Source organism: Streptomyces sp. NPDC055103 (genome assembly GCF_053607625.1).
In genome coordinates this window covers 1-14626 of the sequence record NZ_JBSGTX010000085.1, presented here as the reverse complement: position 1 = coordinate 14626, position 14626 = coordinate 1, and the positions used below count along the sequence as shown (strand labels likewise).

12 protein-coding genes and 1 pseudogene are annotated in these 14626 nt (G+C 73.7%); 7 read left to right on the top strand and 6 right to left on the bottom strand.

Annotated features, from left to right (window positions below):
- Positions 1 to 154 precede the first annotated feature (154 nt).
- Entirely contained in the window at positions 155 to 400 is a 246-nt protein-coding gene (locus tag ACWFR1_RS35305) for a hypothetical protein (protein ID WP_453558772.1), read from the top strand.
- On the opposite strand, the gene ACWFR1_RS35300 is transcribed toward ACWFR1_RS35305, so the two are convergent.
- The 3 genes from ACWFR1_RS35300 to ACWFR1_RS35290 all read right to left on the bottom strand — a co-directional run bounded on the left by ACWFR1_RS35300 (position 348) and on the right by ACWFR1_RS35290 (position 6653).
- Positions 348 to 1112 (bottom strand): SDR family NAD(P)-dependent oxidoreductase, encoded by a 765-nt coding sequence (locus ACWFR1_RS35300; RefSeq protein ID WP_453558770.1) that lies wholly within the window; start codon positions 1110 to 1112, stop codon positions 348 to 350. The genes ACWFR1_RS35305 and ACWFR1_RS35300 overlap by 53 nt on opposite strands.
- A 32-nt stretch (positions 1113 to 1144) precedes the next feature.
- The gene (locus ACWFR1_RS35295; RefSeq protein WP_453558767.1) at positions 1145 to 1933 is read right to left on the bottom strand and encodes an Fpg/Nei family DNA glycosylase; all 789 of its coding nucleotides are present in this window, start codon (positions 1931 to 1933) and stop codon (positions 1145 to 1147) included.
- Positions 1934 to 2003: 70 nt separating this feature from the next.
- Positions 2004 to 6653 carry an Lhr family ATP-dependent helicase gene (locus ACWFR1_RS35290; RefSeq protein ID WP_453558764.1) on the bottom strand — a complete coding sequence of 1550 codons (4650 nt, stop codon included), beginning with the start codon at positions 6651 to 6653 and terminating at the stop codon, positions 2004 to 2006.
- Between the two features lie 133 nt (positions 6654 to 6786).
- Between ACWFR1_RS35290 and ACWFR1_RS35285 the strand changes: the two genes are divergently transcribed.
- The 4 genes and pseudogenes from ACWFR1_RS35285 to ACWFR1_RS35270 all read left to right on the top strand — a co-directional run.
- Positions 6787 to 7626 (top strand): AraC family ligand binding domain-containing protein, encoded by an 840-nt coding sequence (locus ACWFR1_RS35285; RefSeq protein WP_453558761.1) that lies wholly within the window; start codon positions 6787 to 6789, stop codon positions 7624 to 7626.
- 99 nt (positions 7627 to 7725) lie between these two features.
- Positions 7726 to 8472 (top strand): AzlC family ABC transporter permease, encoded by a 747-nt coding sequence (locus tag ACWFR1_RS35280; protein ID WP_453558758.1) that lies wholly within the window; start codon positions 7726 to 7728, stop codon positions 8470 to 8472.
- A gap of 14 nt (positions 8473 to 8486) precedes the next feature.
- Positions 8487 to 8795 (top strand): AzlD domain-containing protein, encoded by a 309-nt coding sequence (locus ACWFR1_RS35275; RefSeq protein WP_453558802.1) that lies wholly within the window; start codon positions 8487 to 8489, stop codon positions 8793 to 8795.
- 27 nt (positions 8796 to 8822) lie between these two features.
- Positions 8823 to 9272, top strand: a pseudogene (locus ACWFR1_RS35270) (helix-turn-helix domain-containing protein); the annotation flags it as partial.
- A 155-nt stretch (positions 9273 to 9427) separates the two neighbouring features.
- Here ACWFR1_RS35270 and ACWFR1_RS35265 read toward each other — a convergent pair.
- Positions 9428 to 10402: a hypothetical protein gene (locus tag ACWFR1_RS35265; RefSeq protein WP_453558756.1), complete on the bottom strand. Its 975-nt coding sequence runs from the start codon at positions 10400 to 10402 to the stop codon at positions 9428 to 9430.
- Positions 10403 to 10481: 79 nt separating this feature from the next.
- Between ACWFR1_RS35265 and ACWFR1_RS35260 the strand changes: the two genes are divergently transcribed.
- On the top strand, positions 10482 to 10676 hold the full coding sequence (locus ACWFR1_RS35260; protein WP_453558753.1) for a DUF3046 domain-containing protein: 195 nt from the start codon (positions 10482 to 10484) through the stop codon (positions 10674 to 10676).
- A gap of 232 nt (positions 10677 to 10908) precedes the next feature.
- Positions 10909 to 12039 carry an AI-2E family transporter gene (locus ACWFR1_RS35255; RefSeq protein ID WP_453558799.1) on the top strand — a complete coding sequence of 377 codons (1131 nt, stop codon included), beginning with the start codon at positions 10909 to 10911 and terminating at the stop codon, positions 12037 to 12039.
- A gap of 96 nt (positions 12040 to 12135) precedes the next feature.
- Here ACWFR1_RS35255 and ACWFR1_RS35250 read toward each other — a convergent pair whose 3' ends face one another.
- Together ACWFR1_RS35250 and ACWFR1_RS35245 are read right to left on the bottom strand one after the other, a co-directional pair.
- Positions 12136 to 12915 (bottom strand): cytochrome d ubiquinol oxidase subunit II, encoded by a 780-nt coding sequence (locus ACWFR1_RS35250; protein ID WP_453558750.1) that lies wholly within the window; start codon positions 12913 to 12915, stop codon positions 12136 to 12138.
- Positions 12916 to 12995: 80 nt separating this feature from the next.
- Positions 12996 to 14402, bottom strand: a complete 1407-nt coding sequence (locus tag ACWFR1_RS35245) for a cytochrome ubiquinol oxidase subunit I (RefSeq protein ID WP_453558747.1) — start codon at positions 14400 to 14402, stop codon at positions 12996 to 12998.
- Between the last annotated feature and the right edge of the window lie 224 nt (positions 14403 to 14626).

Genomic DNA, 14626 nt, shown 5'->3' with positions numbered 1-14626 from the left:
GGTGTGCGCCGCTGTGCGTGGGGCGTACGCCGCTGTGCGTGGGGCGGTTGTGCCTCCCCGCGCGGCTGTGGCTGCGGCGTGCGCCGGGTTTGCCTCCGGTGCGCCCTCCCGCTGGGTGATCCTGCCGGTCTAGCGTCGACCGCAGGAGGCGGCCATGGTACGGCGACGTGTTCCGCCGGTGACGCTCGCGCTGGTCGCGGTCGGGCTGGTGGCCGGGGGGCTCTGGTGGTGGGCGGTGCTGCGCCTGTTCCTCGTGCCGGGGGATGCCGGGATCGTCGAGGGCGCGGTGGCCGCGGGCGGCTGGGGGCTGAGCCTGCTGCCGGTGCACGTGGCCGGCGGTGTGGGCGTCACCAAGGCATCGCGACGCCGCCGTTGGGGCGGAGGATCTGGCCCGTCGTGAACGAGGAGGCGTCGGAGGCGAGGTGGAGGACCGCGTGGGCGATGTCCTGTGCCTCACCGACCCGGCGCAGAGGTGAGTGACGGATCATCGCGGCCTCCGCCTGCTCCTGGGCCGTCGGCTCGTGGCGGTCCGTCATGGGGGTGCGGATCCAGCCCGGGGCGACCGCGTTGACCCGGATGCCGTGCGGGCCGGCCTCCATCGCCAGGGTCTTCGTGAGCTGGACGACGGCCGCCTTGGTGACGCTGTAGCAGAGCAGGCCGGGGCTCGCGGTGTCCATCGCGCCCGAGGCCATGGTGACGATCGAGCCGGTGGTGCCGGAGGCGATCATCGAGCGGGCCGCTTCCTGGCAGGCGTAAAGGACCCCCTTGAAGTTCACGGCGAGGACGCGGTCGAGGTCCTCGTCGCGGGTCTCCAGGACGGTGCTCGTGTGCATGATCCCGGCGACGGCCGCCATGACGTGAAGGGGGCCCGCGGAGCGGACGGCGGTGGCCAGCGCGGCCCGGTCGGTGACGTCCAGGGCGTGGGTGTGCGCGGTGCCTCCCTCGCCCGTGACCAGGGCCGCGGTCTCCTTGAGTCCGCGCTCGTCGCGGTCCGCGCAGTGCACGGTCGCGCCCGCCTGGGCGAGGAGCAGAGCGGTGGCGCGGCCGATGCCGCTCGCGGCACCCGTGACGAACGCGGTGCGGCCGGTGAGGTCGTACGCCGAGAGGGTCATGTCCGGACCGTACGACCGGATCTGACGGATCGTCAATTAGTCGGGCCCTGTTGGCAGGCCGGGCACCAGTACGTGATCCGGTCGCCGAGTTCCGCCTTCCGGATCCGGGCGCCGCAGCGCAGACAGGGCTGCCCCTCGCGGCCGTAGACGTGCAGCGGGGTGCCGGGGCGGCGCGTGGTGGTGGTGCGCCGGTCGGGGCGGTCCTTGTTCGCCTCCAGGAGGCGGTGGGCGGTGGCCACCAGTCGGGCCGGGACGTCGGGGGCGAGCGCGCCGACCGGGAGCCAGGGGGTGACGGCGGCCAGGAACGCCAGCTCCGACTTGTACACGTTGCCGATGCCGGCCAGATTGCGCTGGTCGAGCAGTGCCTCGCCGAGCGGGCGGGCCGGGTCGGCGAGGAGGCGTCGTACGGCCTCCTCCGGGTCCCAGTCCGGGCCGAGCAGGTCCGGGCCCAGGTGGCCCACCGCGCGGGTCTCCTCGGCGGTGCGGATCAGTTCCAGGACCGGGAGCCGGTAGCCGTACGCGGTGGACTCGGTGTTCCCGAGGATCGCCCGGATCTGGTGGTCGAGGCCGCCACGGGGGCGCTCCCCAGTGGCGTACACCCGCCAGGCGCCGTTCATCCGCAGATGGGAGTGGAGCGTGAGCCCGCCCTCGATCCGGGCGAGGAGGTGCTTGCCGCGCGGGGTGACGTCGAGGAGCGTGCGGCCGGTGAGGTCGGCGGTCGCGAACGAGGGCACGCGCAGGTCCGAGCGGGTCAGGACCCGCCCGGCCAGCGCGGTGTGCAGGCGGCGGGCGACCTGCCAGACGGTGTCTCCTTCGGGCACGGTTCCATGATGCCGGGTGAGGTGAGGTGAGGTGAGGTGAGGTGAGGTGCGGCGGGGCGTGGGGCGTGGTTCAGGCGCGGAGGCGGAGGCCTCTCGGGGTGGCGAGGAAGCCCGCGGCCTCCAGGGGGCGGGCGAGGGGGGAGGTCAGGGCCGTGGCGCCGTTGATCCGCTCCACCGTGACCGTGCCCAGGGAGCCCGCACGCGCCGCCGCGGCCAGGGCCTCGGCCGCCGCCGTCAGGGCGGGGTCGTCCGGCTCGGTCGGCCAGGACAGGAGCGTCTTGCCGCCCCGCTCCATGTAGAGCGTGAGCTCGCCGTCGACGAGGACCACCATCGCGCCCGCCTTGCGGCCGGGCTTGTGGCCGGCCTCGGTCGGCGGCTCGGGCCAGGACAAGGCCGCCCCGTACGCGTTCGCCGGGTCGGCCGCCGCGAGGACCAGCGCGCGCGGGCCCGCCGCGGCCTCCGCTCCCCGGTCGCGGGCCGTCGCCGCGGCCCGCAGCCGGTCCACGGCCCCGTCCATCGCGAACTGGGCCGCGCCGAGGCCCTCCACGACATAGCCGCGCCGGGCCTGACCACTGTCCTCGAACGCGGACAGGATGCGGTACGTGGCCGAGAAACCGCCCTCCACCCCCTCGGCCGCCACCGCGCCGCGGGTGACCACGCCGTGCCGGTCCAGGAGGGTGCGGGCGAGGGCGTGGGCGCGGTGGGTCGGCTCCGGCTCGGCGGGCGGCAGCAGCGACCAGCGGCCGGAGACCGTGGGCGGACCCGTGCGGGAGACGGGCCGGGCGGCCGCGGTCAGTGTGCCGTACCGCCCGCGGGGGACCGTGCGCCGCGCGCGGTGGGCGGTGGAGCCGGCCGTGCGGCCCGAGCCGAGCAGGGCGCGCAGCGGGGCCAGGGTGTCGTTGGTGAGCCGGCCGGACCAGGCCAGGTCCCAGAGCGCGTCGGCGAGCTGGGGGTCGGTCGCGTCCGGGTGGGTGGTGGCCCGGACCTGGTCGGCGATCTGGCGGAAGAACAGCCCGTACCCGCCGGAGAGGATCGTGAGCACCGACTCGTGCAGCGCGGACAGCTCCAGCGGGTGCGGCTGCGGGAGGAGCAGCGGCGCCGCGTCGGCGAGGTAGAGGGAGACCCAGCCGTCCTTGCCGGGCAGTGATCCGGCGCCGGCCCAGACCACCTCGCCGGTCGTGGTCAGCTCGTCGAGCAGCGCGGGAGAGTAGTCCCGGACACGGGACGGCAGGATCAGCTTCTCCAGGGCGGACGCGGGCACGGGCGCGCCCTGGAGCTGCTCGATCGCACGGGCGAGGCCGTCGATGCCGCGCAGGCTGCTGCCGCCGAGGTGCTGCCACTGGGGCAGGAAGGTGGCGAGCGCCGCCGGGGGCACCGGCTCCAGCTCGTGGCGCAGGGCCGCGAGGGAACGGCGGCGCAGACGGCGCAGCACGGCCGCGTCGCACCACTCCTGGCCGATGCCGGAGGGGTGGAACTCGCCCTGGACGACCCGGCCGGCGGCCGCGAGCCGCTGGAGGGCGCCGTCCGTGACGGCGGCGCCGAGACCGAAGCGGGCGGCCGCCTGCGAGGAGGTGAAGGGGCCGTGCGTCCGTGCGAAGCGGGCGAGGAGGTCCCCCAGCGGGTCCTTGACCGGTTCGGTGAAGGCCTCGGGGACACCGACCGGCAGGGCCGTGCCCAGGGCGTCACGGAGCCGTCCCGCGTCCTCGATCGCCGCCCAGTGGTCGCCGCCGCCGATCCTGACCCGGATCGCGCGCCGGGCGCGGGCGAGGTCCGGCGCCCAGCCCGCCTCCGCGCCGCGCTCGACGAGCTCGGCCTCGGTGAGTGGGCCGAGGACCCGCAGCAGGTCGGCGACCCCCTCGATGTCCTTGATCCGCCGGTCCTCCGTGAGCCACTGGAGCTCCCGCTCCAGCTCGGTGAGGACCTCCGGGTCGAGGAGCTCGCGCAGCTCGGCCTGGCCGAGCAGCTCGGCGAGGAGCCGGGAGTCGAGGGAGAGCGCGGCCGCCCGCCGCTCGGCGAGCGGGGAGTCCCCCTCGTACAGGAACTGCGCCACGTAGCCGAAGAGGAGCGAGCGGGCGAAGGGCGAGGGCTCGGGGGTGGTGACCTCGACGAGCCGGACCCGGCGGGCCTCGATGTCGCCCATCAGCTCGGTCAGACCCGGGACGTCGAAAACGTCCTGGAGGCACTCGCGGACGGCCTCAAGGACGATCGGGAACGAACCGAACTCGCTCGCCACCTGGAGGAGCTGGGCCGCGCGCTGCCGCTGCTGCCAGAGCGGGGTGCGCTTGCCCGGGTTCCGCTTGGGCAGCAGCAGGGCGCGCGCGGCGCACTCGCGGAAGCGGGAGGCGAACAGCGCGGAGCCGCCCACCTGGTCGGTGACGATCTGCGCGATCTCGCCCTTGTCGAAGAGGGCGTCGGCCGCGCCGATGGGCGCCTTGTCCGCGTCGTACGTCGTGTCGAGGTGCCGGCCGGGGTCGACCGGTTCGTGATCGAGGAGGTCCAGGCCCATCTCCAGGCCCATCAGGTCGGCGTCCGGGAGGCGCAGCACGATGCCGTCGTCCGCGTGCATCACCTGCGCGTCCATGCCGTACCGCTCGGCGAGCCGTGCGCCGAGCGCCAGCGCCCACGGGGCGTGCACCTGCGCGCCGAACGGGGAGTGGATGACGACCCGCCAGTCCCCGAGCTCGTCCCGGAACCGTTCGACCAGGATCGTCCGGTCGTCCGGCACATGGCCGCAGGCCTCGCGCTGCTCGGAGAGGTACGCGAGGAGGTTGTCCGCGGCCCAGGCGTCCAGGCCCGCGGCGATCAGCCGCAGCCGCGCGTCCTCCGCCCCCAGAGCGCCGAGCTCCCGGAGGAACGCGCCCACCGCGCGGCCCAGTTCGAGCGGGCGGCCCAGCTGGTCGCCCTTCCAGAACGGCAGCCGGCCCGGCACGCCGGGCGCGGGCGTGACGAGCACCCGGTCCCGGGTGATGTCCACGATCCGCCAGGACGTGGTGCCCAGCGTGAAGACGTCGCCGACCCGCGACTCGTACACCATCTCCTCGTCGAGCTCGCCGACCCGGCCCCCGCCCTTCTTCGGGTCCGCGCCCGCGAGGAACACACCGAACAGGCCCCGGTCGGGGATCGTGCCGCCCGAGGTGACGGCGAGCCGCTGCGCGCCAGGCCGCCCCGTGACCGTCCCGGCGACCCGGTCCCAGACCACGCGCGGGCGGAGCTCGGCGAAGGCGTCCGAGGGATAGCGGCCGGCGAGCATGTCGAGCACGCCCGTGAACGCCGAATCCGGCAGCGACGAGAAGGGCGCCGCCCGGCGCACCAGGGCGAGGAGGTCGTCCACCTGCCAGGTGTCGAGCGCGACGATGGCGACCAGCTGCTGGGCCAGCACGTCCAGCGGGTTCGCGGGGATCCGCATCGACTCGATCTCGCCCGAACGCATCCGCTCGGTGACCACCGCCGCCTGCACCAGGTCGCCCCGGTACTTCGGGAAGACCACGCCCGTGGAGACCGCGCCGACCTGGTGCCCCGCGCGGCCCACGCGCTGGAGCCCGGAGGCGACCGAGGGAGGCGACTCGACCTGCACGACCAGATCGACCGCGCCCATGTCGATGCCCAGCTCCAGGCTGGACGTGGCCACCACGGCGGGCAGCCGGCCCGCCTTCAGGTCCTCCTCCACCAGGGCGCGCTGCTCCTTCGACACCGAGCCGTGGTGGGCACGGGCGAGCAGCGGCGGGGCACCCTGCGCCGCCCCGGACTGGGCCATGATCTCGGCCGGGGAAACCGTCTCGGGAAGGGGCTCACCGGTCGCCCGCTCGTACGCGATCTCGTTGAGCCGGTTGCACAGGCGCTCGGCGAGACGCCGGGAGTTCGCGAAGACGATCGTCGAGCGGTGGGACTGGACGAGGTCGGCGATCCGCTCCTCGACGTGCGGCCAGATCGACGGCTTGTCGCCGCCGTCCTTGCCCTCGGAGGCCGGGGAGCCCCCGAGCTCGCCCATGTCCTCGACGGGCACGACGACCGAGAGGTCGAACTCCTTCCCCGACGGAGGCTGCACGATCTCCACCGCGCGGCCGGGGGACAGATAGCGGGCGACCTCGTCCACCGGGCGGACCGTGGCCGACAGGCCGATCCGTCGCGCGGGGCGGGGCAGCAGCTCGTCGAGCCGCTCCAGGGAAAGCGCCAGGTGCGCGCCGCGCTTGGTGCTCGCGACCGCGTGGACCTCGTCCAGGATGACCGTCTCCACGCCCGACAGGGCCTCCCGGGCGGCGGAGGTCAACATCAGGAACAGCGACTCGGGCGTGGTGATCAGGATGTCCGGCGGCCGGGTCGCGAGGCCCCGGCGCTCGGCCGCGGGGGTGTCGCCGGAGCGGATGCCGACCCGGATGTCCGGCTCGGGCAGCCCGAGCCGGACCGATTCCTGCCGGATGCCGGTCAGCGGGGAGCGCAGATTCCGCTCGACGTCCACGGCGAGGGCCTTCAGCGGCGACACGTACAGCACACGGCAGCGCTTCTTCGGCTCGGCCGGCGGAGGAACGGACGCCAGGCGGTCCAGGGAGGCGAGGAAGGAGGCCAGCGTCTTGCCCGAGCCCGTCGGCGCGACGACGAGGACGTCGGAGCCCTCGCCGATGGCCTTCCAGGCGCCTTCCTGCGCCGCCGTGGGCGCGGTGAAGGCCCCGGTGAACCAAGCACGGGTCGCGGGGGAGAACGATTCGAGCACGGACCTGACCATGCCCCCCATCGTGCACCCACCCACTGACAACCGCCCGGACCTGGGGAAACCCGAGGGTGGCAGGCGCCGGCGAGGGCGGCCCCGTGAGCGCCGGGGCGAGCGCCCGGGCGGACCCCTGGCGCAGAATGGAGCCATGGCGAGCGGGGAGCGGGCACGGTACTGGCAGTACTCCGAGCTGCCCGGGGTCGACCTGCTGCACGCCCACTACATCCACAAGGCCTTCGCCCGGCACACCCACGAGACCTTCGTCTTCGCCGCGATCACCGAGGGCGTCGAGGCCTTCCACTACCGCGACGAACTGGTCCACGCCGGGCCCGGGCAGATCGCCCTGGTCAACCCCGACACCTCGCACACCGGGCACGCGGGCGTGCCCGAGGGCTGGACCTACCGCACGATCTACCCGGACGCGGGGCTCGTCCGGTCCATCGCCGCCGACACCCTCGCGCTGCGCGGTTCGGTGGGCTTCACCTCGCCCGTCATCGACGACCCGCACGCCGCGCAGCTCGTCGTCGGCGTCCACCGGGCCGCGGAGGAGGGCAACGCGCTCGCCGCGGACAGTCTGCTCCGACTCGTCACGGCACGGATGCTGCGCAGCCACGGCGGGCTGATCACCCCGCTCCCGCCCCGCTCCGCCGGCGCGCGGAACGCCGCACGCGCGCGTGCCGTCCTGGAGGAGCGGATGGCCGACCCGCCGACCCTGGAGCAGCTCGCCACGGACCTCGGTACGAGCCCCTTCGCCCTCCTGCGGGCCTTCCGTGACGCGTACGGGATGCCGCCGCACACCTGGCTCACCGACGCGCGCGTGCGGCGGGCGAGACGATTGCTCGACGCGGGGACGCCTCCCGCGGACGCGGCCGTCGCCGTCGGCTTCACCGACCAGCCGCACCTCAACCGGCACTTCACGCGCAGTGTCGGGGTGCCGCCGGGCGCCTATCAGCGTGCGCGGGGCGTCCGGGGCGGTTCCGGGGCGTGAGCGGTTCCGGTGCCTCCGGCGGTGAGAGCCGTTCCGGTGCCGGCAGTGGTGCAAGAACGTACAAGACCGGGCGGTCGCCGCGTACGTAACGTCCCTGACGTGGCAGAACAGACAGCACCTCCCGTCATACGGGTCGACGGCGCACGGGCGAAGCCCGACGCGGCCGTCGTCCGCGACGCCCTCGGCGTCGGCGTCGCCGTCGGACTCTCCGGCTTCGCCTTCGGCGTGACCTCGGCCGGCGCCGGCCTCGGCCTCCTGCAGACCTGCGTGCTCAGCCTGCTCGTCTTCACGGGCGCCTCGCAGTTCGCCCTCGTCGGCGCGCTCGCCGCGGGCGGCAACCCCTTCACGGCCGCCGCCGGGGCCTTCTTCCTGGGCACCCGCAACGCCTTCTACGGGCTCCGCCTCTCCCAGCTCCTCGCGCTGCCGAAGGCCGTCAGGCCGTTCGCCGCGCACTGGGTGATCGACGAGACGACGGCGGTCGCGCTCGCCCAGCCGTCCCGGCGGGCCGCGCGCCTCGGCTTCACCCTCACCGGCCTCACGCTGTACGTCCTGTGGAACCTGACCACGTTCCTCGGGGCACTCGGCGCCGAGGCGATCGGCGACACCGCAGCCTGGGGCCTGGACGCCGCAGGACCCGCCGTCTTCCTGGCCCTGCTCGCCCCGATGCTGAAGTCGGCCACCGAGCGTGCCGCCGCGGGTGTCGCCGTCCTGCTCGGGCTCGGCCTGCTTCCCGTCCTGCCGGCCGGGGTCCCGGTGCTCGCGTCGGCGCTCGCCGCGCCCCTGGTGCTGTGGTTCCAAGGCAGCCGCCGGACGCCTCCGGCCGGGCCGGAGGGGGACCCCCGATGAACGCCATGAACGCCATGAACGTGTGGATCGCGATCGGCCTGACCGCCGTCGGGTGCTACCTGGTCAAGCTCCTCGGCCTGCTCGTCCCCGCGGGAGCGCTGGAACGACCGCTCGTCCGACGACTCTCGGCCCTGCTCCCCGTCGCCCTGCTGGCCGCACTCACCGCGCAGCAGACGTTCGCCACGGGCACCTCCCTCGTCCTGGACGCCCGGGCCGTGGGACTCGCGGCCGCCGCCCTCGTGCTCGTCCTGCGCGCCCCCTTCCTGGTCGTCGTGGGCGCGGCCGTCGTCGTCACGGCGGGGGCACGGGCCCTGGGCTGGTGAGCCCCGGACCCGTACGGACCCCGCTCAGTGCGCCACCGGGACCCCCGGCGACGGGGTCTCCGGGACCCCCAGCCGGTCCGCGTCCCGCTCCGGGCGGAGGAACAGGGCCGGAGGACCTGTCGAGGCGGCTCTCCGGGCCGCGGGAACCACGCTGAGGGTCGCCGTCGTGCCCGCCGGGAGCCCGGGGGAGGTGCCCGAGGCCCCCCGGACCGCGGGGGAGGTCCTGCGGGTCGCCGCCGGTTGCGGACTGCCGCCAGGACTGCACCGGCTCGACGACGTGCTCCTGGAGTACCACCTGTCCCGGCCAGGGAGAGCGGCCGGCGGATCGCGGCCCTCCTCGACCCCGTCGCCGACCGGCCGGAACTCCTGGCCACCCTCCGCGCCCACCTCGCCCACGCGCAGGACCGGCGCGCCACGGCCACCGCGCTCGGACTGCACCCCAACACCGTCGACAACCGGCTCGCCCGGTTCGCCGAACGGACGGGTATCGACCTGCCGACGCCGAGGGGCACGGCGACGGCCCTCGCGGCCCTGCTGCTGCGCGAGGCTCCGGAGGGTAGGACGGGTGCCCTGGGCCTCGTCAGCCGACGGGGCTCGCGGTTCCCACGCGCGGTGCAGGCGCCTGGGCCTCGTCAGTCGACGGGGCGGCCGTGCGCGCGGAGGGTGCGCAGCGCCTCGATCGTGACGATCGGACGCCATTCCAGGGCCGATCCGGGGGCCCAGGCCCGCCAGTGGATCGGCCAGCCGCCGTCCTCCTCCTGGTCGGCCGCGAGCCGGTCGAGCGAACGGGCCATCTCCTCCTCCGTGAACCAGCCGGCCGCCAGCGAGTGCGGCACGCGCGCGTAGTCGTGCGGGAAGTGGTGCTCGCCCGGCGCGTACCCGTCGGGGACCGCGTACTCGTCCTGCCGGTCCGGGTCCAGGACGGCGAGCCGCTGATCGCGCACCAGCCGCCCCAGCCGGTCGGCGGCCGCCTCCGCGCGAGGACGGTCCGGGGCCCCGTCGAGGAAGGCGACGGCGGCCTCGATCTCGTACGGATGGGACTTCTCGAGCGACTCCACGGCGGACCAGCAGTACTCGGTGGCCCGGAACAGCCACGCGTGCCACACCTGGTTGCGGTGGAGGAGCCCGACCACCGGGCCGGTCGAGAGCAGCGCGCTCGGCGGCGAGTCGACGACCGGGACGAACGGCGCCGAGGGGTAGCCCCGCTGGGACGGGTGGATGGCCGGGAGTGCTCCCTCGTGCGTCGAGATGTCGGTGAGGTAGCGGCAGATCCGCTCGACGCGCATGCCGCCGCAGCGGCCGATGGAGTCCAGGACCCGGAGCGCATGCGCGGTGTGGAGGGGCTGGCTGACCGGTCCGCGCAGATCGGGTTCGAGCGCGTGGCCGTAGCCGCCGTCCGCGTTCAGGTACGCCGTGAGGGCCGTCTCGACCTGGTCCGCGCCACCGCGCAGGAAGTGGTAGGCGAAGCGGCGCTGCTCGAGGACACGGGCCGTCAGCCAGACGAAGCGCTCGGCACGGGCCAGGGGCGTCGAGGGCGTCGAGGATGACGGGGGCGGTTCCGGAGTCGGCGGCGGAAGGGGAGTCGAGGCGAGGGGTTTTTCGGCCATGCTCCGACCGTAGGGCGGAAAGTCGCGGTGACAAGGCCTGCGGAGCGGGCTGCACTCTTGGGAGCGGGATACTGGCGTCATGCGGTTGACGATTTTCTGGGAGCGGATGGCGGACCACTTCGGTGCGTCCTACGCGGATTCCTTCGCGCGTGACCATGTGATGACGGAGCTCGGCGGGCGGACGGTGCAAGGCGCCCTGGATGCCGGCTGGGAGGCCAAGGACGTGTGGCGGGCCGTGTGCGCGGCCGTCGAGGTGCCGGCCGACAAGAGGTGAGCTGCCGGTGGCCGATGGGGCGACCGGCAGGGATCTACAGGGTCCCGGGTGGAATGTCCGTGCGGTGCGCGAGACTGGCGGGGTGGCCCCGACTGACGACACCGACATGCCGGCCCCGAAGCCGACCGAACCGACCGAACCGACCGAGTCGACCGTGACGTCCGCCGCCCCGGTGGACCCGGTCGCGACGTCCACCCCGGTGGACCCAGAGGCTCCGCAGCAGGCCGCGCGGATGCCCCGCTGGCTGCCTCGCGCGCTCGTCCTCGCCCTCGCGCTCTACGCCTGTTTCCTGCTGGGCAACTGGGCCTTCCACCAGCTCGTCGGACTTCTCGTCAACATCCTGCTCGCGTTCTTCCTCGCCCTCGCCATCGAGCCGGCGGTCGGACGCATGGCGGCGCGCGGGATGCGCCGGGGTCTCGCCACCTTCCTCGTCTTCTTCGGCGTCCTGGTCTTCGGCGTCGGCTTCGTCGTCCTCCTCGGCTCGATGCTGGCCGGGCAGATCGTGGACATGGTCGAGAACTTCCCCAAGTACCTCGACTCGCTGATCAACTGGATCAACCAGAGCTTCCACACGGAACTGTCCAGAGTCGAGGTCCAGGACAGCGTCCTGAGCTCGGACTGGCTGCAGAAGTACGTGCAGAACAGCGCGTCCGGCGTCCTCGACGTCTCGGCCACCGTCCTCGGCGGCCTCTTCCGGCTCCTGACGATCTTCCTGTTCTCGTTCTACTTCGCGGCCGACGGGCCCCGGCTACGGCGCGCGCTCTGCTCCGTCCTGCCGCCCGCAAGGCAGACCGAGGTGCTGCGGGCCTGGGAGATCGCGGTCGACAAGACCGGCGGATATCTCTACTCGCGCGGGCTGATGGCGCTCATCTCCGGCGTCGCCCACTTCGTCCTCTTCGAGATCCTGGACGTGCCGTACGCGCCGGCGCTCGCGGTCTGGGTCGGCCTGGTGTCGCAGTTCATCCCGACCATCGGCACCTATCTGGCCGGCGCCCTGCCGATGCTCATCGCCTTCACCGTCAACCCCTGGTACGCGCTGTGGGTGCTCATCTTCGTCGTGATCTACCAGCAGTTCGAGAACTACGTGCTCCAGCCGAAGCTCACCTCGAAGACGGTGGACATCCACCCGGCGGTGGCGTTCGGTTCGGTGATCGCGGGGACGGCGCTGCTCGGCGCCGTCGGCGCGCTGATCGCGATTCCGGCCGTGGCCACCCTGCAGGCCTTCCTCGGTGCGTATGTGAAGCGGTACGACGTCACGGACGATCCGCGCGTCCACGGCCACCGACGGTACGGCGAGGCGGTGGTGGCCCGGCTGCAGAAGGCCCTGCAGCACAAGAAGGAGACCTCCTCGGAGGGGTCCTGACCGGCGGGCGGAGTCCTGATCGTTCGGAGGAGTCCTGACCGTCCGGAGAAGTCCTCACCATCGGATGAGCTCTGAGAAGGGGCGCGTCGGTCCGGCTCAGAGGTACGACGGGCGCGTGACCCTGTGCCGGAAGGCGTGCCACGTCCAGGCCTGGACCGCGACGAGCAGCGGGGTGACCGCGAGGAGGGCGGGGACGAGCAGGGTCAGTGTGGCGGGGGAGGCCGCCTTCCCGGCCAGCGGGAGGGCCGTACCCGCCCAGAGCGGCAGTCCGCCGAGGAGGACGCCGGTGAGGGCGAAGGACTGCCACGGGCGCCCCGCGCGTCCGACGAGCCTGCGGGCTCGCTCGTAGGGGAGGCCCGTGAGCCGCAGCGTGGCGAACCCCAGCCCGTGGGCGGCGAACAGCGAGGCCACGGCCAGGGCCGTGAGCACGGCCGTCGCGCCGGTCGCCGGTGCGTACGGCCGTCCGGTGAGCAGGGCCGCGAGCAGCCAGCCCCAGGCGAGGGCGACCGTCCAGCTGCCGCACGTCACGGCGGTGTCGCAGCCGGCGCGCCAGCGCGGCCCCGGGCCCCGGCCGCGCGACCAGAGCCCCACGTCCCGGACGATCCAGCCGGTCAGCAGGGCGACGAGCACCGCGGCCTGGCCGCTCAGGAGCTCACCTTCGAGGGCGGGGAAGCAGCCGACGAGTACGCCCGCCGTGGCGACCAGCCAGACCTCGTTGCCGAGGAAGAAGGGCGCGAAGGACGTGAGGACGAGGCGCCGCTCGTGGTCCCCGCGGCCGAGCCAGGGGGTGAGCATGCCGGTGCCGATGTCCGCTCCGGCGAGCACGAACCAGCCCGCGGCGAAGAAGGCGAGCAGGACGATGGCGAGGGTCTCCACGGGGGCTCCTCGGGTCGGTGGCGGGTGGCTAAGGGGGGTCAGGGGACAGGGAGAGCGGGGGCGGTGGGAGTCCGCGGGGCTCAGTAGCGGGGTGCCGGCAGCGCGTCCGCGGGGTCGGGCGGGGGCGGGCCGTCCCCCTTGCCGGCGCCGGACGCTTCCGAGCTGTCCGGGGCCGGGCCGTCGGGTGCTGGGCCGTCCGGGGCCGCGCCGTCCGGTGCCGGACCGTTCCGGGCCGGGCCGTCGTGGTTCGGCCGCTCGTCGTGGCCGAGCCCGGTCTCCACGGGGCCGCGGCGGGCGTGCCGGGCGAGGAGCCAGGCGTTGAGGAGGGCGAGCAGGACGAAGACCGTGGTGAAGACGGTGAGGGAGAGCCGCATGGTGCCAGGGGAGAGGTCCGAGACGGCGTCCTCCGTCTTCAGCAGCCCGTAGACCACCCAGGGCTGTCGGCCCGACTCACGGAAGACCCAGCCGCTGATCATCGCGAGGTACGGCAGCGGCACGGCGACCATCAGGACGAGATGCCAGAGCCGGAACCGGAACACGACCTTCTTGAAGCAGGCCAGGATCACTCCGGCGAAGCACAGGTACATCATCAGGGCGAAGCTGATCAGCATCACCAGCCCGCCGCCCCGGGTCCACGCCTCCGAGGGCACGTAGTCGCCGGGCCCGAACTCGGCGGACAGCTCCGCCTGGAGCCGAGCGATCTCGGCGGCCTTTCCGCTGAAGACGGCCGACTTCATCGGCTGGAAGGTGGTGAGGGTGGCGAACTGGATCCCGCCGAAGACCGCGGCGGCCATCAGCGCCGGCGCGGAGACGAACACCCCGATCCGCAGGCTGCGCCCGAAGAACTCCCACTCGGGGGTGCGCCGGAAGAGGTGGTACGCGCTCACCCCGGCCATGAAGAACCCGGCGGTGAGCAGCGCCCCCGCGAGGACGTGCCCGAAGGCGAGGAGCGCCGAGGGGTTCGTCAGGACGGCGACCGGGTCGTCCAGGACGAGCTCGCCGTTCTCGGAGGAGTACCCCACGGGATGGTTCAGGAAGCCGTTGGAGACGAGGATCCAGTACGCCGAGAGGTAGGCGGTGAGGGCGACGATCCAGATGGCGGCCAGATGGGCCCAGCGGTTGAGCCGGTGCCAGCCGAAGATCCAGAGGCCGAGGAAGGTCGACTCGACGAAGAAGGCCACGATGGTCTCCACCGCGAGCGAGGCGCCGAGGATGTTGCCCGCCTCGTGGGTGAGCCCGCTCCAGGCCATGCCGAACTGGAACTCCATCACCAGGCCGGTGACGATGCCGACCGCGTAGTTGATCACGTACAGCTGGCCCCAGAAGCGGACCATCCGGGCGTCCTGCGGCTTGCCGCTGATCGTCGCCCGGGTCTGGAGCGCGGCGACGACGGTGACGAGCCCCAGCGTCAGGGCGACGAAGAGGAAGTGGCCGCCTGCGGTGAGGGCGAACTGCAGCCGCGCGAGATCGAGTACGTCCTGATTCACCCCGTCAGTGTCGGAGCCCGGTCAGGGTCCTGGCGTCGGCCAGGGGAGGACACCTGGCGTACCCCATGGGTTGTGCCGGGCCACGCGCGCGTACCCCGTGAGTTGCGACCCCGGGCCCTGACCCCTAGGGGCAACGCCGTTCAGTTAAGGGTGGGGGTTGTTCGTCAAGGCCGGTGAACGAGGCAGCGGAGCTGCTGTAGAAGAGGGTTGTCCTCCAAGACATC

Bases quoted from the DNA above. Each gene is read 5' to 3' on its own strand.
- ACWFR1_RS35275 (WP_453558802.1), top strand. From the start codon at position 8,487: ATGAACGTGTGGATCGCGATCGGCCTGACCGCCGTCGGGTGCTACCTG.
- ACWFR1_RS35285 (WP_453558761.1), top strand. From the start codon at position 6,787: ATGGCGAGCGGGGAGCGGGCACGGTACTGGCAGTACTCCGAGCTGCCC.
- ACWFR1_RS35305 (WP_453558772.1), top strand. From the start codon at position 155: ATGGTACGGCGACGTGTTCCGCCGGTGACGCTCGCGCTGGTCGCGGTC.
- ACWFR1_RS35290 (WP_453558764.1), bottom strand. From the start codon at position 6,653: ATGGTCAGGTCCGTGCTCGAATCGTTCTCCCCCGCGACCCGTGCTTGG.
- ACWFR1_RS35265 (WP_453558756.1), bottom strand. From the start codon at position 10,402: ATGGCCGAAAAACCCCTCGCCTCGACTCCCCTTCCGCCGCCGACTCCG.
- ACWFR1_RS35300 (WP_453558770.1), bottom strand. From the start codon at position 1,112: ATGACCCTCTCGGCGTACGACCTCACCGGCCGCACCGCGTTCGTCACG.
- ACWFR1_RS35260 (WP_453558753.1), top strand. From the start codon at position 10,482: ATGCGGTTGACGATTTTCTGGGAGCGGATGGCGGACCACTTCGGTGCG.
- ACWFR1_RS35255 (WP_453558799.1), top strand. From the start codon at position 10,909: ATGCCCCGCTGGCTGCCTCGCGCGCTCGTCCTCGCCCTCGCGCTCTAC.